Raw genomic sequence first — 18,371 nt, forward strand, 5'->3', positions numbered from 1 at the left:
TGGCATCGCCGGGGCAAATGAGCGCTTGCAGTTGATCACCACTGAATACCCACCCTACTGCGCCAGTGATCTGCCGGAGCAGGGGGTATTTACCGCCTTGACCCAGGCCGCTTTCAAGGCGGCCGGTTATGATAGCACCGTCCTGTTCCGTCCATGGGCTCGTGCCTTGGCGGAGGCGCGGACGGGGCAGCATGATGCCTTGCTGGCGGTCTGGTACCAGGCCGAGCGGGAGAAGTACCTGGTTTTTACCGATCCGCTCTGGACCAATCAGATCGGCTTTTTTGGCCGGGTTGAACAAGCCGGCTTGGCCGTACAACCATTATCCGGGCTGAAGCGTTATCGTATTGGGGTGGTGCGCGGCTATGCCAATCCGCCCGAGTTCGATGCGGCCGATCTGACGACGGATCTGTCGGTCGACGATTTGTTCAATCTGAAGAAGTTGTTGGCGGGCCGCGTCGATCTGGCCTTGATCGATAAAACACTGGCGGATTACCTGATACGCAGCAAATTACCGGAAGCGGCCGGCAAGTTGATCTGGCGGGAACCACCGGTGGCAACCATGCCGCTCTATGTCGCAATTCCACGCAGCCGGCCCGATTATCGGAAGCGTCTAGCCGATTTCAATCGCGGCTTGGCCGAAATTCGCCGGAATGGTGAGTATGACCGTATCGTCAAACGCCATGCGGCCGCCCAATAACGAAGGACGATTCGCTGCGGCCATGCGGCGTCTGCGGGCGTCGCTCTTTCTGCTGGCTCTTCTCGGCCCGGCGGTTCACGCCGATGACGTGCTGACCCTGGTTTCCACCGACTATCCTCCGTACTTCTCCAGCAAGCTGCCGGAGCAGGGCACCTTGTCCGCGCTTGTCCGCGCGGCTTTCCTCTCTTCAGGGCATCAGATCAAGCTGGAGTTTCGACCCTGGGCACGGTTGATGGCGGAGGTCCAGGCCGGGAAATACCACGGGGTGGTGGCGGTCTGGTATTCGGACGAGCGCGCCGCCTTTCTGGCGTACTCCGACCCGCTGGTGGATACCCATATCGGCTTCTACGGCCGCAATGACCAAAACCTGAAAGTCGATAACCTGGCTACCTTGCGCGACAAGTTGGTCGGCACCGTGCGCGGCTATGCCAATCCCGCCCAGATAGCGGCCAATCAGCTGCGCACCGAAGACGCCGTGGACGACCTGACCAATTTGAAGAAACTGGCCGCCGGCCGGCTCGATCTGGTGGTGATCGACCGCGCCTTGGCCGACTGGCTGCTGCGCGAGAATTTGCCCGGCGCGCTGACGCATCTGGCGTGGCGGGACCCGCCCTTGCAGACCATGCCGCTTTATATTGGCTTTGCCCGGAAAAACCCCGGCTACCAGCGTTTGCTGGCCGATTTCAACCGTGGGCTGGCCGAAATCCGCCGCAATGGCGAATATGCCCGGATCATGAAGCGACTGCCGCTGGTGCGAGGTGCGCGGCCGATGTAGTCACCGGCTGGCGCCGCCTCCGCCTTCGCGGGAACACCCGGCCCTACTCGCCCAGCCGCTTCTGCTCCAGCGCTTCCCACTGCCCCATCTTTTCCAGGACCTGCTGATCGATGGCTTCAATACGCGCCTGCCATACGGCCGCATCGGTGGGGGCGTTGCGATAGACGTTGGGGTCCAGCAACTTTTCCTGCAATCCGCGCTGCTCGGCTTCCAACGCCTCGATTTCCTTGGGCAGCCGTTCCAGGTCGCGCGTTTCGTTGTAGCTCATCTTCACCGCACGGGTATTGCGCGGTGCGGCCGCGACGGCGCCCGCCTTGGTCTCCGCCTTGGCGGGCGACGACTTGGCCATGGCTTGCATGCGGGTCTTGGTGGCGATCCAATCGTCGAAGCCGCCCGGGTTTTCCATCAGCTTGCCGTCTTCTTCGAAGGCAATGACCTGGGTGACCACATTGTCGAGGAAGGTCCGGTCATGGCTGACCAGGAAGACGGTGCCGGTGTAATTGGCCAGCAGCTCTTCCAGCAGCTCCAGGGTGTCGATATCCAGATCGTTGGTCGGTTCGTCCAGTACCAGGATATTGGCCGGCTGGGTGAACAGGCGCGCCAACAGCAGGCGTGCGCGCTCGCCGCCCGACAGGGATTTGACCGGACTGCGCGCCCGTTGCGGGGCGAACAGGAAGTCTTCCAGATAGCTGATCACGTGCTTCTTTTCCGTACCGATCTGGACGAAATCGCTACCTGGGCTGATCACGTCGCAAATCGCCATATCCTCCGGCAGCGCCGAACGGAACTGGTCCAGATAGGCGATTTCCTGCTTGCTGCCTTGTTGCACGGTGCCGCTGTCGGGCGCGAGTTCGCCCAGGATCAACTTCAGCAGGGTGGTCTTGCCGGCGCCATTGGGGCCGATCAGGCCGATCTTGTCGCCGCGCAGGATGCGGGTGGTGAAATCGCGGATCAGGGTGCGGCCGCCGTAAGCCTTGCTGACGTTTTCCAGCTCGGCCACCAGCTTGCCGGAGCGCTCGCCCGGATCCAGCAGGAAGTTGACGTTGCCGACACGGTCGCGCCGGGCCGAACGATCGCGCCGCAACTGTTCCAGGCGGCGCACCCGGCCTTCATTGCGGGTGCGGCGGGCCTTGATGCCCTGGCGTACCCATACTTCCTCTTGCGCCAGGTACTTGTCGAACTTGGCGTTCTCGACCGCTTCGGCGGCCAGCATATCGGCCTTGCGGGCTTGATAGGTGCTGAAGTTGCCGGGATAGCTGGTCAGCTTGCCGCGATCCAGTTCGATGATGCGGGTGGACACATTGTCGAGGAAGCGCCGGTCGTGGGTGATCAGCAGTACCGCGCCCTGGAAGTTGCGGATCAGGCCCTCGAGCCATTCGATCGCGGCCAGGTCCAGGTGGTTGGTCGGTTCGTCCAGCAGCAGCAGCTCAGGCTCGGATACCAGTGCCCGGGCCAGCGCCACGCGCTTCTTCCAACCGCCGGACAATTCGCCGACTTTCTTGTCGGCCGGCAGGCCCAGATGCGTCAACGTGCCTTGCACCAGGGAGTCGAGCCGCCAACCATCGCGTGCTTCCAATTCATGCTGCAAGTCCATCATGCGGTCCAGCGCGGCCGGATCGTGCTCGGCGTCGTGGGCGGCGGCATGGTAGTCGGTCAGCAGCTGGCGCAGATCACCCAAGCCTTCGGCGACCGCTTCGAACACCGTCGCTTCCGGATCGAGCGGCGGTTCCTGCGGGACATAGGCAACCCGCTCCGAATTGGAAACGCGGATCTGGCCGTCATCCAGCTTGGAGGTGCCGGCAATGGCCTTCAGCAGAGACGATTTGCCCGCCCCATTTCTGCCGATCAGGCCGACCCGTTCACCAGGCTCCAGCACGAAGTCGGCGTGGTCGAGCAGGGGCACGTGGCCAAAGGCAAGGCAGGCATTTTCAACGATCAGAACGGGCATGGCGGCTTCTAGTGGGGCATAAAGGAAGCAATTATACCGGGACCGGAGCTTTAGCCGGGCTGCATTGCATGTTTACACGCGTGAGGGGAGTTGAAATGCCCATAATTTTAACGCGCAAACGAGCGATAGCGAGGCTCCCTCGCGGCGGCGAGGGCGGGGGGAGTCGGACTAAATCAAGCGAGGGGCGTTTCAGATGCCACAGACCGTTAACGCCCGGCTTTGCCGGGTGCTGAGCTGCAATTTGAGTACGCGCAATATTTCAGTGCGTCCATGAGCAAGTGTTTATAAGTGTTTGAACTAAAAGCTTCATCAGCGAGCTATGATAGATAAAAATACCCCCAGCGGAGCGCAAGATGGCCGAAATCGCAGTTAGCCTTACCATTCAGTTGGACGGCAACACGCGCCAGCTCACCTGCCGCTACGTTCCTCCGGTCGAGACGCCGGCGGAGGAGGGGGCCGAGGCGGAAGAGGCGCCGGCGCGCGCCACCCCGCCGGACCGGCAGGCCATCCTGAATCTGCTGCAAGCCCAAGGCCAGGCCGAATGCGCGCTGGACGAAGCCGCCATTCGCGCCTTTGTCGAAAAGGCCAGGGCTGCTACCGATCCGCTAGAGGCGGTGATAGGAACCCAGCAGGACGGCAGCTACGAGATCAATGTGTCGCCTACCCGGCTGTGTGCCTGGCTGAACCTGATAGCGCCGCGCGGTGGCAAGGCGGTTACGCCGGAACAGATCAAATCCGCGATCGCGGCGCGCAATATTTCCCATGGTCTCAAGGAAGCGGAATTGGCTACCGCCTTAGCCGCCGGCCATTGCAAGGAAATGTTGCTGGCCGAAGGGGTCGAGCCGGAAGCGGGTCAGCCCGCGCGCTTCGAAGGCTTGCTCGAGGCGCTGAGAACGCAGCGGCACGAGAGCGATGACGGCGATATCGTCGATTACCGCGACCTGGGCGCCTTGGTACTGGTTGATCCGGGCACGCCCTTGATGCGGCGGACACCGGCCGTGCAGGGCAAGGACGGCACCGATATCTTCGGCCGGCCGGTGGCCGCCAAGCTGCTGCCCGATCCGCCTTTCAGCAATAGCCTGGCGGGCTCCACGCCCGACGAGAACGATCCGGATCTGCTGGTGGCGACCATCTCCGGCGCGCCGACCCTGACCGCCAACGGCGTATCGGTAAACCCCTTGGTGGATGTACAGGATGTCGATCTTTCCACCGGCAATATCACCTTCGACGGCACCCTGCAGGTCAAGGGCGATATCCGTGCCGGCATGTCGGTGCGGGTAGCCGGCGACGTGGTGGTGGGCGGCACCATCGAGGCGGCCGAGGTGGTGGCGGGCGGCAACGTCGTGGTCAAGGGGGGCATTATCGGCAAATCGGAGAACGCCCCCGGAGCGCGCGAAGGCGAGCAGGAAACCGCCCGTATCAGCTGCAGCGGCACGGTCCAGGCAAAGTTCATCGAGCATGCGGTGATCGAAGCGGGCAAGGCCATCCAGGCCGAAGGCGGCGTCAGGCAGAGCGAGCTGACGGCGGGCGAGACGGTGGTGGTAGGCAAGCCCGGCGGCAACACCGGCAGCCTGATCGGCGGCCACACCCGCGCCCGCCTGCTGGTCCGCGCCCCGGTGCTGGGCTCGCCTTCCGGGGTGCCCACCCTGGTGCAGGTCGGCTTCAACCCCTATCTCAATGCGGAACGGACCAGTACCGAGCAACAACGCAAACGCCGCGTCGAGGAATTGACCAAGCTACGGCAGCTGATCAGCTTTTTCGACCAAAACCCGGCCAAAGCGGTCGGCAGCATGCGCGAAAAAGCGGAAAACACCCGCGACCTGTATGAAGCCGAGGTCAAGGCGCTGGACGTCAAGCTATCCGAGCTGGCCGAACAGATGGAATTCGCCGAAGGCGCCACCGTGGAAGCCCCCAAATGCATCCACGGCGGGGTGAACCTGCAGATCGGTCCCAAGTTGCTGCAGGTGATAGACGACAAACCCGGCGGCAAGGTGCATTTGGTGGATGACCAGGTGGTGTTGAGTTAGGGATGCACGGAAATATTGCACCCCGTGATCGTTTGGCGGACATCGGTGGCAAGGTGCAACTTTGTCGGCCTGCTCGCCGGCAGAACGCAGAAGGTTGCCACCATCGAAGAAATCAATGAGGCGACCACGCAAGGCTGGGCAGGCAAGAAATGAAGGTCGCGGTCGATACCAACGTCCTTGTGCGTGCCGTTGTGCGCGACGATCCCGCTCAAGCGGACCTTGCTGCCGCCGTGTTGACCAACGCCGAGCTGATCACGGTTGCGCTGCCGTGCCTATGTGAATTTGTGTGGGTTATCTCCCCGCACATGCAACAGCTTGCCGATCCCATGCGGCTGAAGCTGGCTTGCTCCTTGATTGCCTCATGATTTGTAGAGAAATTTTGTTAGCGGCTCTAAATCATTGTTTCCTTAGCTTCTTATGCCGATAGGCGGCGGGCTCGCGTAGCGACGGCAAGCTCGGCTGCTTCCGCGATGGCTTTGCCCACCAGGATGATGGCGGGGCTGCCCAATCCGGCGGCCTGGGCTTGGGCGGCGATGCCGGCCAGCGTCCCGACAAGCCGGCGTTCGCGGGGGGTGCTGGCCCATTGCACCACGGCGGCGGGCGTATCGGCCGGCAGGCTTGTCAGCAAGGCCTGGCTGATGCGGGCCAGGCGGCTCATGCCCATATAGATCACCAGGGTCGTGCCGGTGGCGGCCAGCAGGCGCCAGTCTGGATCGCCATCGTCCTGGGCGTGGGCGGTGACAAAGGTGACGCCCTGGCAATGGTCGCGATGGGTCAGCGAAATACCCAGGCTGCCGGCGGCGGCCAATCCCGCGCTGATGCCGTTGATGATTTCGACCTCGAGGCCCGCATCCCGTAGAAAGGCGATTTCTTCGCCGGCTCGGCCGAATAGCAGTACCTCACCGCCCTTGACCCGCACCACCCGTTTGCCTTGGCGGGCATAGCGCCGCATCAGGCGCTGGATAAAGGCTTGCGGGGTGGACTTGCAACCGCCGCGCTTGCCGACCGGGATCACCCGTGCCTGCGGCGCAAGCTCGGCGATGCCGGGATTGGCCAATTCGTCCAGCAGCAGGATATCGGCTTGGGCCAGGGCCCGCACTGCTTTGAGCGTAAGCATGTCGAGATCGCCGGGACCGGCGCCGAGTAGCGTGACCTTGCTTGGCAACATGTTCTATTTCCTTCGGTTCGTACTATTCATGCCGGGGCACGGTGGGGGACAGGAAACATCGCCAATGGAGCGCACAGGCGCTTGACTTCCGGCAGGCAGGAGCCGCATACCGTGCCGCAACCCAGCGTCGCCTGGACGCCATCGAAATCGACACCTGCTTGTACCAATCCAGCGATCTGCGAGTTTTTCACCTGCTTGCAACTGCATATCAGCGGGTCGCGTAGCGCGCTCGCCGCCTGACGGGGGGAGAGCGCGGCCAGGCGCGGCCCCTGCCAGGCTTGGCCGGCGAGCAGCTCATCCAATAGCGGCTCACCCCCTTGCAGATCGCCTGCGAAGACAAAGCCGGCCAACACGCCATCCTGCCAACCGACCCGCTTGAACAATCCCCTGCGGGCATCGCGGTATTCCAATACATCGACGCCGGGCGGCAAGTCGATCAGCGCGAGTAGACGGCCCAGCCACTCCGGCATGGCATGGCCGGCGGCGGCCCGCAGCACCAGTACATCGCTGCCGCGCAGGCTGATCGAGGCATAGCCGCATTCGGCCAGCAAGGGTTGCAGGCGGGTATGCAGGGCCAGGACATCCTTGCTGCGGCGAGCGAGCAGGGCGCGCCAAGGCAAGTCGGCGGCTTCCACCCGCACGGCGGCGTGCTTGAGCTCCGGTTGGAAGGACTGCCGGTCCACCGTCGCCAGGCTGGTTTCGTTGATGCCGCCGCTGCCGAGGAAGCGGCCGTTCCAATGCATGGCGGCGAAAACGCTGCCGCTGCTCAGTTCGTCCGACAGCTGCAGCGGTAGCACCAGCTGTCCGCGCTTGCTGCTTACCTTGAGCAGGTCGCCAGCCTTGAATCCGCGCCGCTCGGCATCCAGCGGATGCATGCTCAGCGATGGCTCCGGTGCGTGTTCGAATAGTTGCGGCAGTCGGCCGGTACGGCTCATGCCGTGCCACTGGTCGCGCAGGCGGCCCGTCAGCAAGTGGAAGGGGTAGCGGGCATTGGTCGGTTCCGCCAGCGGCTGGAAAGCGGTGGGCTTGAACCGGGCCAAGCCGTCGGCGTGCGCGAATACGCCATCGGTGTAGCGGCGGGCCTGCCCCTGCGCCGCACCGGCCGGCAAGGGCCATTGCTGCGGCCCCGCCCGTTCCAGCATGGCGTAGGACAGACCGCCGATATCGAGGTCGCGCCCCTCCGTCAAGGCGCGATGTTCGGCAAAGATGGCTTCGGGCGTGGCATAGCCGAAACGGGAAAGTTGCGCCGGACGCAGCAGCACCTCCAAGCGGCGTGCCACTTCGCAGGCGATCCACCAGTCGGGACGGGTTTCCCCCGGTGCAGGCACCGCCTCGCGCACGCGCGAAATACGCCGTTCGGAGTTGGTGACCGTTCCGCTCTTTTCGCCCCAGGTGGTGGCCGGTAACAGCACGTCGGCGTAGGCGGCGGTATCGGTATCGGCGAAGGCTTCCTGCAAGACAACGAATTCGGCCTTGCCTAGCGCTTCGCGCACGCTGTTCAGATCCGGCATCGAGTGGGCGGGATTGGTACAGGCAATCCATATGGCCTTGATTTCGCCGCGCCGCAGCGCATCGAACATCGCCACCGCCGGGGTGCCCGGCCGCCCGGATAGTGCCGGTACGCCCCAGAAATGGGCGACCTCGGCGCGGTGCCCGGCATTGTCGATATCGCGGTGGGCGGCCAGCATGGTGGCCATGCCGCCCACTTCGCGCCCGCCCATGGCGTTCGGCTGGCCGGTCAGAGAAAAGGGGCCCGCACCGGGCCGGCCGATCTGCCCACAAGCGAGGTGCAGATTGATCAGGGCCAGGTTCTTGTCGGTACCGTGCGCCGACTGGTTCAAGCCCATGCAGTACAGCGACAAGCTGGCGGGGCTGCGGCCGAACCATTCGGCTGCCTGGATCAGGTCGGCTTCGAGGATGCCGCACATCTCTGCCGCGAGACGCGGCGTATAGTCCCGCACCACTTGCTTGAGCGCGGCAAAGCCGTCGGTATGGGCGGCGATATAGGCCGGTGCGGTCAGGCCTTCCCAGATCAGGTGGTGCAGCATGCCGTTGAACAGGGCGACATCGCTGCCGGGCGTGATCTGCAGATGCAGATCGGCCATGGCCGCCGTATCCGTGCGGCGCGGGTCGATCACGATCCAGCGGGTGGCGGGCCGGCGCGCCTTGGCGTCCTCCAGCCGGCGGAACAGCACCGGATGCGCATAAGCCATATTGCTGCCGGCGAACAGTACGCAGTCGGCCAGCTCCAGGTCCTCATAGCAGGTGGGAGGGCCGTCGGCGCCCAAGGCCTGCTTGTAGGCAGTGACCGAGCTGGACATGCATAGGCGGGAATTGGTATCGATATTATTGGTACCGATCACGCCCTTGGCCAGCTTGTTGAAGACGTAATAATCCTCGGTCAGCAATTGGCCGGACACATAGAAGGCCACCGCATCGGGACCGTGCTGCCGCACGATATCGGCGAACCGCTCGGCCGCGGTATCGAGCGCGCTATCCCAATCGGTACGCTGGCGGGGCGACTCGCGGCTTAGCCGCATCTCCGGGTAGAGCGCCCGGCCGGTAAGGCTTTGCGCGGTTTGCGCCAGGGTCAGGCCCTTGGTGCACAGGCGGCCGAAGTTGGCCGGGTGCGACGGGTCCCCCCGTACGCCGGTGATGCGATCGCCTTCGCTCTCGATCAGCACGCCGCAGCCCACGCCGCAATAGCAGCAGGTGGAGCGCGTCAGGGTTGGCTGGGTCCGCTCCGCGTCAGCCATCAGCACAGCCCCAGAAATACATCGCCGGCTTCCACCTTGACCGCGAAACGCCGGGCACAACCCTGATCGGGCGCTTTGGCGGTGCCGCTGGCCAGGTCGATGGCCCAGCCGTGCAGCGGGCAGGTCACCGTCTCGCCGTGCACGATGCCTTGCGATAGCGGTCCACCCTTGTGGGGGCATTGGTCGAGGAGGGCAAAGACGGCGTCGGTCTCGGTACGGAATACCGCCAGGTCACCGTTCGCCCGCTTCACCACGCGGCTGCCCAGGCGGGGGATGTCGTCCAGGGAGCAAAGGCGTATCCACGGTGCATTTATCGGCATATTCATGGTGGGTCTCTCAGGCAATGACGGTGAGGGGGATGAATTCCTGCTTTTGCGTGCCGGCGATACGCGCGGCCCAGGGGTCCGGCAAGCCGTCCAGCGAATACAGCAGCCGTTCGTACAGGGCGCGCCGGTTAGCCGCGTCCGTCACCACGCGTGCCTGTACATAGGGCAGGCCGACACGCGCCAGGTAGTGGACGGTACGGTCCAGGTAATAGGCTTCCTCGCGGTAGAGTTGCAGGAAGGCGCCGCTGTACTCCTTGACCTCTTCGGCGCTGGCGACCTTGGCGAAGAACTGCGCCACTTCGGTCTTGATTCCGCCGTTGCCGCCCACGTACAGCTCCCAGCCGCTCTCCACCGCGACGATGCCGACATCCTTGATGCCCGCTTCGGCGCAGTTGCGCGGGCAGCCCGAGACGGCCAGCTTGACCTTGTGGGGGCTCCACATATTCGCCAGCAGGGTTTCCAGCTCGATGCCCATGCGGGTGCTGTTCTGGGTACCGAAGCGGCAGAACTCGCTGCCTACGCAGGTCTTGACCGTACGGATGGACTTGCCGTAGGCATGCCCGGATTGCATGCCCAGGTCGCGCCAGACATCGACCAGGTCTTCTTTTTTTATGCCCAGCAGGTCGATGCGCTGGCCGCCGGTGACCTTGACCATGGGTACCGCATATTTGTCCGCCACATCGGCAATACGCCGCAGCTCGGCGGAGTTGGTCACGCCGCCCTTCATCTGCGGGATCACCGAAAAACTGCCGTCCTTCTGGATATTGGCGTGCACCCGTTCATTGACGAAACGGCTCTGCGGATCGTCGATCGCCTCATGGGGCCAGCTGGACAGCAGGTAGTAGTTCACCGCCGGCCGGCAGGTGGCGCAGCCGTTCGGCGTGCGCCAGGCCAGCAAATCGTAGACGGCGCGATGGCTGAGCGGCTTGTGTTCCCTGATCGCCTGCCGCAGCTCGCCATGGTTGAGATCGGTGCAGGCGCAAACGGCACGGGTCTTGGGGGCTTCCTGGTAGCCTGCGCCCAGGCAATTCATCAGCACCTGCTCGACCAGGCCGGTGCAAGACCCGCAGGAGCTGGAGGCCTTGGTATGCTGCTTGACCTCGTCCAGCGAAGTCAGGCCCTTTTCGCGGATCGCCTTGACGATGGCGCCCTTGCAAACACCATTGCAACCGCACACCTCGTCGCTGTCGGACAAGGCCGCGGCCCGGTCCTGGCCGCTCCCGCCCGACTCCGACAGGCTGGCTTCGCCGAACATCAACTGCTCGCGCACGGCCGCGATGGATTTACCTTCCCGCAGGAGTTTGAAGTACCAGGCGCCGTCGTCGGTATCGCCATATAGGCAGGCACCCACCAATTTGTCGTCGCGGATCACCAGCTTCTTGTAGACGCCGCCGGCCGGATCGGACAGCAGGATCTCCTCGCTGCCTTCACCGCCCATGAAATCGCCCGCGCTGAACAGCTCGATGCCGGTCACCTTGAGCTTGGTCGATAGCACCGAGCCCTGGTAGCGGCCAATGCCGAAGCGGGCCAGATGGTTGGCGCAGACCTTGGCTTGCTCGAACAGCGGTGCGACCAGGCCATAGGCGATGCCGCGATGGCTGACGCACTCGCCTACCGCGTAAATGCGGGGGTCGAAGGTCTGCATCGCATCGCTGACGACGATGCCGCGATTGCAGTGCAGGCCGGCCGCCTCGGCCAGCTCGGTATGCGGGCGGATGCCGACCGCCATGACCACCAGATCGGCGGGGATGGTCTCGCCGTCCTTGAAGCGCAGCGCCGCCACCCGGCCCGACTCGCCCGCCAGCAAGGCTTCGGTATGCTTGTTCAGCGCAAAGCGAAGCCCGCGCGCTTCCAGCGACTGCTGCAACAGGCGTCCGGCGGCTTCATCCAGTTGGCGCTCCAGCAGCCAGTCGCCGATATGGATCACGGTCACTTCCATGCCGCGCAGCATCAAGCCATTGGCCGCTTCCAGCCCCAGCAGGCCACCACCGATCACCACCGCATGCCGGTGCAGGCTGGCCGCCGCGATCATCTGCTCGGTATCGTGGATATCGCGATAGCTGATCACGCCGGGCAGATCCTTGCCGGGAATGGGCAGGATAAAGGGCTTGGAACCGGTGGCGACCAAGAGGCGGTCATACGGTGTTTCGGTCCCATCCTCGGCAATGACCCGGCGCCGGATCCGATCTATCCGCACTACCTTGTTGTGCAGGTGCAGGGTGATGCCATGCTCCCGATACCAAGCCAGCGGATTGAGGATGATCTCTTCGATGGTCCGCTCGCCGGCCAGCACCGGCGACAGCAGGATACGGTTGTAGTTCGGGTGCGGCTCTTCGCCGAATACGGTGATGTCGTAGAGATCGGGCTGCAGTTTCAGCAGTTCTTCCAGCGTGCGGATACCCGCCATGCCGTTGCCGATCACCACCAGTTTTTGCTTGTCCATGGCGTCTCTTCCTTAAACCTTGGCGCCGGCGATATGCAGCGCGCCCCAGGTGTTGCGCCAGCGATGCTTGACCGCCAGCAGGCCCAGCCAAGCGCACAGGCTTAGCGCGGCGAACAGGCTCAAGCCCGGACCGTAACCGCCGCTCAGCTGTTTGGAGTAGCCCAGCCCGGCGGCCAGGCAGAAACCGCCGATACCGCCTGCCATGCCGACCAGGCCGGTCATCACGCCCAGCTCCGCGCTGAAACGTTGCGGGACCAACTGGAAGACCGCGCCATTCCCCATTCCCAGCCACAGCATGCCGGTCACCAGGGCCACCAGCGCCATCCAGGCCCGCGGCGGCTCCAGCGACAGCAGCAACAGGCAGATGGACGCCAGCAGATAGATCACCGACAAGGAACGGATGCCGCCGACCCGATCGGCCACCATGCCGCCGATGGGACGCATCAGCGAGCCGGCAAACACGCATACGGCCGTATAGATACCGGCCTGGACCGGATCCAGCCCGTATTGGTCGTTGAAATAGACGGTGAGCGAGGAGGCCAGGCCGGAGAAGCCGCCGAAAGTGACCCCATAAAGAAACATGAACCACCAGGCATCACGCTCCTTCAATACTTTCAGGTATTCGGACAGGCGTTTTGGCGGCGGACAGGCCGGACTGTCCTTCGCGTAGGCCATATAGATCAGGAAGACCACCATCAAGGGCAGCAGCGCCAGGCCGAACACGGCATTCCAGCCATACAGCTTGGCCAGGCCTGGGGCGAACAAGGCCGCGATGGCCGTGCCGGAGTTGCCGGCGCCCGCGATGCCCATGGCCGCCCCCTGGTAGTGGGGCGGATACCAGCGCGAAGCCAGCGGAAGGGCCGCGGCGAACGAGGCGCCCGCCACGCCGAGAAAGACCGCCAGCAGCATCACCTGGCTAAAGCTATGCACACCCAGCAGCCAGGCGACGGCAAGCGCGGCCATCACCAGCAACTGGCCGATGGCGCCGGCCAGCTTGGGTTTGAGATGGTCGACCAATACGCCCATCACCAGCCGCAGCAGCGCGCCGGCCAGCAAGGGGGTAGCCACCATCAGGCCTTTCTCGGCCGGGCTCAGGCCCAGGTCCCTGGCGATATGGATGGCCAACGGACCCAGTAGCACCCAGACCATGAAGGCCAGGTCGAAATAGAGGAAGGCCGACAACAGGGTCGGGAGATGGCCTGCCCGCCAAAAGGATTTATCCATTGCATGACGCCCCGGTAAGTTGCGGTCTGCTCGCGCAGACCCAAAACAAAAACGGCGTCCGCACGCAATCATGCCGATTGCGTGCGGACGCCGTTGTCCGTGCCGGTAGGCCGCCGTCATTGGCGGCTCCGGCTGTGTAGGGGCCGCGCGCCGTTGCGCTGCCGTGCTACTTACCTAGCAGGGGCCATGCCAGCGTGGAATAAGGGGATAAAAGACCATGGCAGCAGGAGGGGCGGGGATGCACGACTTTATTTTGTGCACTGCAGCAGTGCGCAACCGCCTGACCCTGCACCGAACTGAAGCGCCTGGCGGCTAAGCCTGTATGGGGAATTGGGCCGCATAGCCGGCCGGATCGCTGCCATCCCAGGCAATCCCGTCGATCAGGATGCTGCGGCGCAAAGGACTAGCCGGTATGGCAATGCCCAAGCTATCGGCGGCCTCGCGGTACAGCGCCAGCTGGTTCACCTTGGCCGCCACCGCCTGCATATCCACCGCTTCCGGCAGCATGCCCCAGCGACGGTACTGGCTGAGAAACCAAAGTCCATCCGACAGATAGGGGAAATTCACTTCGCCCCCGCCATGAAAGCGCAGCGGCCGGGTCGCGGCGGACAGCGGCGTCCGGCCGTGATCGCCCAGCATGCGTGGTGCGATCACGGAACTGGGCAGATTGAGATAGGCCGGCTGAGCCAGTTCGACGGCGATACTGCGGCGTTGTTCGGGATCGTCCAGCCAGCGGCAGGCCGCCAGCAAGGTCGCGGTCAGGGCGCGCGCGGTATTGGGGTAGCGGCGGATAAAGTCGGCGCGGCAGGCCAGTACTTTCTCCGGATGGTCGGGCCAGATCTCGCCACTGCCCACCAGCGTACGGCCGCTGCCATCGGCCGCCACCACCGCATGCCAAGGCTCGCCCGCGCAAAAGCCATCCAATTCGGCGGCAGCCAGCGCAGCCGGCATCAGCGGCGGGGGCAGCGCCATGCTGCGCACGTCGCGCAAGGGATGCAGGCCCTGCGCGGCCAACCAGTAGTACAGCCACATGGCATGGGTCCCGGTCGGGAAGGTATGGGCGAAGTGCGCTGCCGCCGGCCGATCCGCCAGCGCGGCCTGCAAGGAGCCGCATCGCTGCACCTCGGCGGCCAGGCTATTCGACAGGCTGATGGCCTGGCCGTTCTGGTTCAAGTTCAGCAGGATGGCCATATCGGCTTGCGGGCCGCCCAACCCCAACTGTACGCCGTAGACCAGGCCGTATAAGGCCTGTGCGGCATGCAGCTCGCCGCTCAGCAGCTTGTCGCGGATGGCGGCCCAGGACGGTTGCCGGCGTAGGGTCAAATTGAGCCCGTAAGGCCGGCCCAGGTCCAGCCACTTGGCCGCCACCAGGGGCGCGCAATCGCTCAGCGGCATGAATCCAAGCTGCAGATGCGGCAGTTCCGGCGCATCGGAGCCGGCGATATGGGTATGGGACATAGGCTACTCCGCCTCGCCGAACAGATCGGCCAGGGCAATGATCTGGCGGGCCACCTGGCCCAGCCGGGCCCCCTGTTGCATGGCCTTGTTGCGCAAGGATTGGTAGGCCTGCTCCTCGCTCATCCCGCGTTTATCCATCAGCACGCCCTTGGCCCGGTCGATCAGCTTCCGCTCCGCCAGGCGTTGCTCCGCTTCGGCCAGCTTTCCCCGCAGCCTGGCCTCCTCGGCAAAGCGCGCCAGCGCCACATCGAGAATGGGCGCCAGGCGGGACGGCGCCAGGCCATCCACCACATAGGCGGTGACGCCGGCTGCAACGGCGGTGCGTATCAAGGCCTGGTCCGCGTCGGGCGTGAACATCACCACCGGGCGGGGGGCTGCGCTATTCATCACGGCAAGCTGTTCCAGCGTATCGCGCGAGGGAGATTCGGTATCGATGATGACTACATCGGGCCGGCCTTCCTCGACCGCTTTCAGCATAGCCCGGGGAGAGGCGACTGCCTGCAGCACCTGGTAGCCGTGTGCCTCCAGGCCCTGGCAGAGTTCGGCGATCGGTTTGGCGGTGTCGTTGACCAGCAGTATGCGGAGCATGGCGGCTAAGGGAGGGGGATGCCCTTACCAAGCACGAAGCGGACCAGCGCAATCATGCTAATCGACTAATAAATATATGAAACTAAATCTTTATATCGACCGCACTACCTGCTCTATTGCAAGCACACAATTACATGAAGAAGTGCCATGCGGGACAGACACCGCGACGGCAACTTCACGACACGTGGATATGGCGCGGTGGAAAGTTGCGCGAAAACGGTGTCCACGACTGCTAGGGGGGAGGAATGCAATGACAGATCCCGGCGAATGGGCCCAGATCGAGAATCCGGATGCCATCGTGCTGACCACGCTGGACGGTAAGGTCGTGCAATGGAATGCGGGTGCGCAGGCGGTATTTGGCTACACAGCAGACGAGGCAACTAGTGTGGTGTACCTGAAATAGCATTAATTAATAACTTTGCCTGCACGAGCAATGGCCTCAAGGATTGAATCTGCGCTTTTGCGCCATACAAAGGGCTTCGGGTTGGTGTTGTGGATGTCCAAGTAGTGGCGGATTGACTGCTCTAGATCGGCGACGCTGCTGTGGGCACTACGCTTGATCCACTTCTCACTGATTTGTGAGAAAAAACGCTCCACAAGGTTGAGCCAGGAGGCCGAAGTTGGCGTGAAGTGCAGATGGTAGCGTGGCCTGCTGGCGAACCAGGCACGCACCTTCTCCGTCTTGTGCGTCCCGTAATTGTCCATGATCAGGTGGATATCCAGGTCTGCCGGTACGCTTGCGTCGATGGTATTGAGGAACTGCAGAAATTCGACGCTCCGGTGGCGACGTTTGAGTTGGCCAATGACCTTGCCAGTGGCCACATCCAGAGCTGCGAACAGCGAAGTCGTCCCGTGCCGCTTGTAATCGTGTGTCCGGGTTTCTGCTTTGCCGAACGTAAGCGGAAGTGAAGGCTGCGTTCTATCCAGTGCCTGAATCTGGCTCTTCTCATCCACGCAGAGCACCAAGGCACGATCCGGCGGGGCGAGGTACAAGCCCACCACATCGCGGACCTTATCGACAAAATTCGGATCGGTGGAAAACTTGAACGTCTCCAGCCGATGGGGCTTGAGCCCGAACGCGTGCCAAATGCGCTGCACTGTGGACGCCGACACGCCTGTTGCCTTGCTCATCGTGCGCACGCTCCAGTGCGTCGCGTCAGTAGGCTTACTGTTCCGGACACGATCAATCACCGCCTGAACGTGTTCGTCTAGCACCGTGCGAGGCCGCCCCGACCTCGGTGCATCGGTCAGCCCTGCCAGACCATACGACTCGTACCGACGACGCCACCTTGAGACGGTCTGCGCAGTGGTATCCAGCCGCTTCGCGATCTCTTTGCCTCCTTCGCCGTCAGCACAACTGAGCACAATCTGAATTCGTAGCTTCTCATCGGCCGGCGCCTTGCGCAGCGCCAAACGTGCATTCAGCTCTCTGCGCTGCTCTTCGGATAGTTCCAGCTTCTTGATCGGGCGGCCCGTTCTGGTCATCGTCATAGTCTCCATGAGCTATTGAACTACGACAATTATACCAAATATTTAATTAATTCTACTTTTGAGACACCACACTAGCAGAAGCTATGTGGAGTTGATCGCCCCCGCCGACCAGCAAGCTACTGAGCATGCCGAGTTGGCGCTAGCCGTGGAGCGTGGCGCTACCATTCGCGAAGCGTTGCGGCGGAGAAAGGATGGCTCACTGGTGTATGTGGCCGTGACCGCTAAAACCATCGCCAACAGGCAGGGTGAATTGGCATTTATCCTCTTCAGCGAGAAGGACATTACCGAGCTGAAGGTCCTACGGATGTCCAAGCTCATTGAGTCGCGCTTTGGCGAACTGCTCGAATCCACCCCCGATGGCATCATCATGGCGGGCGCCACCGGGCGGGTGATCATTGCAAACGGTCAGGCGGAGCGCATGTTTGGCTATGAAGCGGGAGAATTGCGCGGGAAGCCGATCGAAATATTGCTGCCTGACCGCTACCGCGCTGCCCACATAAATCATCGATCCGGCTATTTCGGCCAACCGAAGACTCGTTCCATGGGGGCGGGCCTGGCATTGTTTGGCCGCAGAAAGGATAGTCTGGAGTTCCCCGTTGAAATCAGTCTAAGCCCACTGAAGACGGAAGAGGGGACACTGGTCATAAGCGCGATACGGGATATCAGTGAACGGCGCCACTTTGAACGTGTTTTGCAAGAGAAGAACATCGAGCTGGAAGCGGCAGCCGAAGCCAAGGATCATTTCCTGGCTAATATGTCGCACGAGTTGCGCACACCGCTTAATGCCATCATCGGCTTTACCGGCACCCTATTGATGCGCCTTGCTGGCCCCCTGACCGTTGATCAGGAAAAGCAACTGCAAACGGTTTCCGGTAGTGCCAAACACCTACTTTCACTGATCAACGATCTCCTGGACCTGGCCAAGATCGAGTCGGGCAAGGTCGAGTTGAGCTTTGTGCCTGTTGCCTGTGCGGAATTGATTGCAGAAGTGGCAGCCGTGCTACGTCCATTGGCCGAGAAGAAAGGCGTGCACTTCGTCACGGACGTTACCGACGAAACCTTGATAGTCCAGTCAGACCGGCGGGCTCTGAGTCAGATCGTCATCAATCTGGCCAACAATGCCATTAAATTTACCGACAGTGGCGGGCGAGTGACCGTCGTGCTGCGCCGCGCCCAACACAATGGCCAGCGCGCTACCGAAGTCAGCATCATCGATACGGGCTGCGGCATTCGGCCAGAGGATCTATCCAGCCTCTTTCAAGCATTCGCGCAGTTGGATTCATCCTCAACAAGACATCATGAGGGTACTGGCCTGGGCCTGCATCTGTCGCAGAAACTGGCTGCGCTCCTAGGGGGGCACATCAGCCTGCATAGCGAATTCGGCAAGGGCAGCACCTTTGTGCTTGTACTTCTCGAGCAAATTTCGTGAGCGTCCATGCGGTACCGTGGTGGCTGCGGCGAACGATGCGC

The 18,371-nt window shown here is 63.0% G+C and carries 15 protein-coding genes and 2 pseudogenes; 6 read left to right on the plus strand and 11 right to left on the minus strand.

Annotation, left to right across the window (positions count from 1 at the left end):
- Nucleotides 1–31: 31 nt before the first annotated feature.
- Nucleotides 32–697 (plus strand): substrate-binding periplasmic protein, encoded by a 666-nt coding sequence (locus FNU76_RS22765; protein ID WP_179958252.1) that lies wholly within the window; start codon nt 32–34, stop codon nt 695–697.
- Nucleotides 660–1,472 carry a substrate-binding periplasmic protein gene (locus FNU76_RS22770; protein ID WP_223879148.1) on the plus strand — a complete coding sequence of 271 codons (813 nt, stop codon included), beginning with the start codon at nt 660–662 and terminating at the stop codon, nt 1,470–1,472. Before FNU76_RS22765 ends, FNU76_RS22770 begins: the two co-directional genes overlap by 38 nt.
- A gap of 43 nt (nt 1,473–1,515) precedes the next feature.
- On the opposite strand, the gene FNU76_RS25400 is transcribed toward FNU76_RS22770, so the two are convergent.
- From FNU76_RS25400 to FNU76_RS25410, 3 genes and pseudogenes are all read right to left on the minus strand, one after another.
- Entirely contained in the window at nt 1,516–1,878 is a 363-nt protein-coding gene (locus FNU76_RS25400; protein WP_444542090.1) for an ABC transporter C-terminal domain-containing protein, read from the minus strand.
- Nucleotides 1,879–2,079: 201 nt separating this feature from the next.
- Nucleotides 2,080–2,391: pseudogene (locus FNU76_RS25445) on the minus strand (ATP-binding cassette domain-containing protein); the annotation flags it as partial.
- Between the two features lie 207 nt (nt 2,392–2,598).
- Nucleotides 2,599–3,420: pseudogene (locus FNU76_RS25410) on the minus strand (ABC-F family ATP-binding cassette domain-containing protein); the annotation flags it as partial.
- Between the two features lie 353 nt (nt 3,421–3,773).
- Between FNU76_RS25410 and FNU76_RS22780 the strand changes: the two are divergent.
- Both FNU76_RS22780 and FNU76_RS22790 read left to right on the plus strand, forming a co-directional pair.
- On the plus strand, nt 3,774–5,447 hold the full coding sequence (locus FNU76_RS22780) for a flagellar assembly protein A (RefSeq protein ID WP_144280332.1): 1,674 nt from the start codon (nt 3,774–3,776) through the stop codon (nt 5,445–5,447).
- 149 nt (nt 5,448–5,596) lie between these two features.
- A complete protein-coding gene (locus FNU76_RS22790; protein ID WP_444542074.1) occupies nt 5,597–5,812 on the plus strand; it encodes a PIN domain-containing protein in 216 nt (71 codons plus the stop codon).
- A 50-nt stretch (nt 5,813–5,862) separates the two neighbouring features.
- On the opposite strand, the gene cobA is transcribed toward FNU76_RS22790, so the two are convergent.
- The 7 genes from cobA to FNU76_RS22825 form a co-directional block, all read right to left on the minus strand.
- A complete protein-coding gene (cobA, locus tag FNU76_RS22795) occupies nt 5,863–6,615 on the minus strand; it encodes a uroporphyrinogen-III C-methyltransferase (RefSeq protein WP_144280333.1) in 753 nt (250 codons plus the stop codon).
- Between the two features lie 26 nt (nt 6,616–6,641).
- Nucleotides 6,642–9,371 carry a nitrate reductase gene (locus FNU76_RS22800; RefSeq protein ID WP_144280334.1) on the minus strand — a complete coding sequence of 910 codons (2,730 nt, stop codon included), beginning with the start codon at nt 9,369–9,371 and terminating at the stop codon, nt 6,642–6,644.
- The gene (nirD, locus tag FNU76_RS22805; RefSeq protein WP_223879149.1) at nt 9,371–9,697 is read right to left on the minus strand and encodes a nitrite reductase small subunit NirD; all 327 of its coding nucleotides are present in this window, start codon (nt 9,695–9,697) and stop codon (nt 9,371–9,373) included. The genes FNU76_RS22800 and nirD overlap by 1 nt, the downstream gene beginning before the upstream one ends.
- 10 nt (nt 9,698–9,707) lie before the next feature.
- Nucleotides 9,708–12,140, minus strand: a complete 2,433-nt coding sequence (nirB, locus tag FNU76_RS22810; RefSeq protein WP_144280335.1) for a nitrite reductase large subunit NirB — start codon at nt 12,138–12,140, stop codon at nt 9,708–9,710.
- 12 nt (nt 12,141–12,152) lie between these two features.
- Nucleotides 12,153–13,364 carry a nitrate/nitrite transporter gene (locus FNU76_RS22815; protein WP_144280336.1) on the minus strand — a complete coding sequence of 404 codons (1,212 nt, stop codon included), beginning with the start codon at nt 13,362–13,364 and terminating at the stop codon, nt 12,153–12,155.
- Nucleotides 13,365–13,676: 312 nt separating this feature from the next.
- Nucleotides 13,677–14,822: a CmpA/NrtA family ABC transporter substrate-binding protein gene (locus tag FNU76_RS22820; protein WP_144280337.1), complete on the minus strand. Its 1,146-nt coding sequence runs from the start codon at nt 14,820–14,822 to the stop codon at nt 13,677–13,679.
- A 3-nt stretch (nt 14,823–14,825) separates the two neighbouring features.
- A complete protein-coding gene (locus FNU76_RS22825; protein WP_144280338.1) occupies nt 14,826–15,410 on the minus strand; it encodes an ANTAR domain-containing response regulator in 585 nt (194 codons plus the stop codon).
- A gap of 250 nt (nt 15,411–15,660) precedes the next feature.
- On the opposite strand from FNU76_RS22825, the gene FNU76_RS22830 reads away from it, so the two are divergent.
- The gene (locus FNU76_RS22830; protein ID WP_144280339.1) at nt 15,661–15,813 is read left to right on the plus strand and encodes a PAS domain S-box protein; all 153 of its coding nucleotides are present in this window, start codon (nt 15,661–15,663) and stop codon (nt 15,811–15,813) included.
- A 2-nt stretch (nt 15,814–15,815) separates the two neighbouring features.
- Here the strand turns inward: FNU76_RS22830 and FNU76_RS22835 are convergent, their stop codons facing one another.
- The gene (locus FNU76_RS22835; RefSeq protein WP_144280546.1) at nt 15,816–16,895 is read right to left on the minus strand and encodes an IS630 family transposase; all 1,080 of its coding nucleotides are present in this window, start codon (nt 16,893–16,895) and stop codon (nt 15,816–15,818) included.
- A 91-nt stretch (nt 16,896–16,986) separates the two neighbouring features.
- Here FNU76_RS22835 and FNU76_RS22840 point away from each other — a divergent pair, with 91 nt between their 5' ends.
- Complete coding sequence (locus FNU76_RS22840; protein WP_223879150.1) at nt 16,987–18,330, plus strand: PAS domain-containing sensor histidine kinase; 1,344 nt, start codon at nt 16,987–16,989, stop codon at nt 18,328–18,330.
- Nucleotides 18,331–18,371 lie beyond the last annotated feature (41 nt).

Source organism: Chitinimonas arctica (assembly GCF_007431345.1).
In the GTDB taxonomy this organism is placed as follows: Bacteria; Pseudomonadota; Gammaproteobacteria; order Burkholderiales; family Chitinimonadaceae; genus Chitinimonas; species Chitinimonas arctica.

Excerpts from the sequence above, each read along its gene's own strand:
- FNU76_RS22770 (WP_223879148.1), top strand. The coding sequence starts at position 660 with ATGACCGTATCGTCAAACGCCATGCGGCCGCCCAATAACGAAGGACGA.
- FNU76_RS25400 (WP_444542090.1), bottom strand. The coding sequence starts at position 1,878 with ATGGAAAACCCGGGCGGCTTCGACGATTGGATCGCCACCAAGACCCGC.
- FNU76_RS22780 (WP_144280332.1), top strand. The coding sequence starts at position 3,774 with ATGGCCGAAATCGCAGTTAGCCTTACCATTCAGTTGGACGGCAACACG.
- FNU76_RS22790 (WP_444542074.1), top strand. The coding sequence starts at position 5,597 with ATGAAGGTCGCGGTCGATACCAACGTCCTTGTGCGTGCCGTTGTGCGC.
- cobA (WP_144280333.1), bottom strand. The coding sequence starts at position 6,615 with ATGTTGCCAAGCAAGGTCACGCTACTCGGCGCCGGTCCCGGCGATCTC.
- FNU76_RS22800 (WP_144280334.1), bottom strand. The coding sequence starts at position 9,371 with ATGGCTGACGCGGAGCGGACCCAGCCAACCCTGACGCGCTCCACCTGC.
- nirD (WP_223879149.1), bottom strand. The coding sequence starts at position 9,697 with ATGAATATGCCGATAAATGCACCGTGGATACGCCTTTGCTCCCTGGAC.
- nirB (WP_144280335.1), bottom strand. The coding sequence starts at position 12,140 with ATGGACAAGCAAAAACTGGTGGTGATCGGCAACGGCATGGCGGGTATC.
- FNU76_RS22815 (WP_144280336.1), bottom strand. The coding sequence starts at position 13,364 with ATGGATAAATCCTTTTGGCGGGCAGGCCATCTCCCGACCCTGTTGTCG.
- FNU76_RS22820 (WP_144280337.1), bottom strand. The coding sequence starts at position 14,822 with ATGTCCCATACCCATATCGCCGGCTCCGATGCGCCGGAACTGCCGCAT.
- FNU76_RS22825 (WP_144280338.1), bottom strand. The coding sequence starts at position 15,410 with ATGCTCCGCATACTGCTGGTCAACGACACCGCCAAACCGATCGCCGAA.
- FNU76_RS22830 (WP_144280339.1), top strand. The coding sequence starts at position 15,661 with ATGACAGATCCCGGCGAATGGGCCCAGATCGAGAATCCGGATGCCATC.
- FNU76_RS22835 (WP_144280546.1), bottom strand. The coding sequence starts at position 16,895 with ATGACCAGAACGGGCCGCCCGATCAAGAAGCTGGAACTATCCGAAGAG.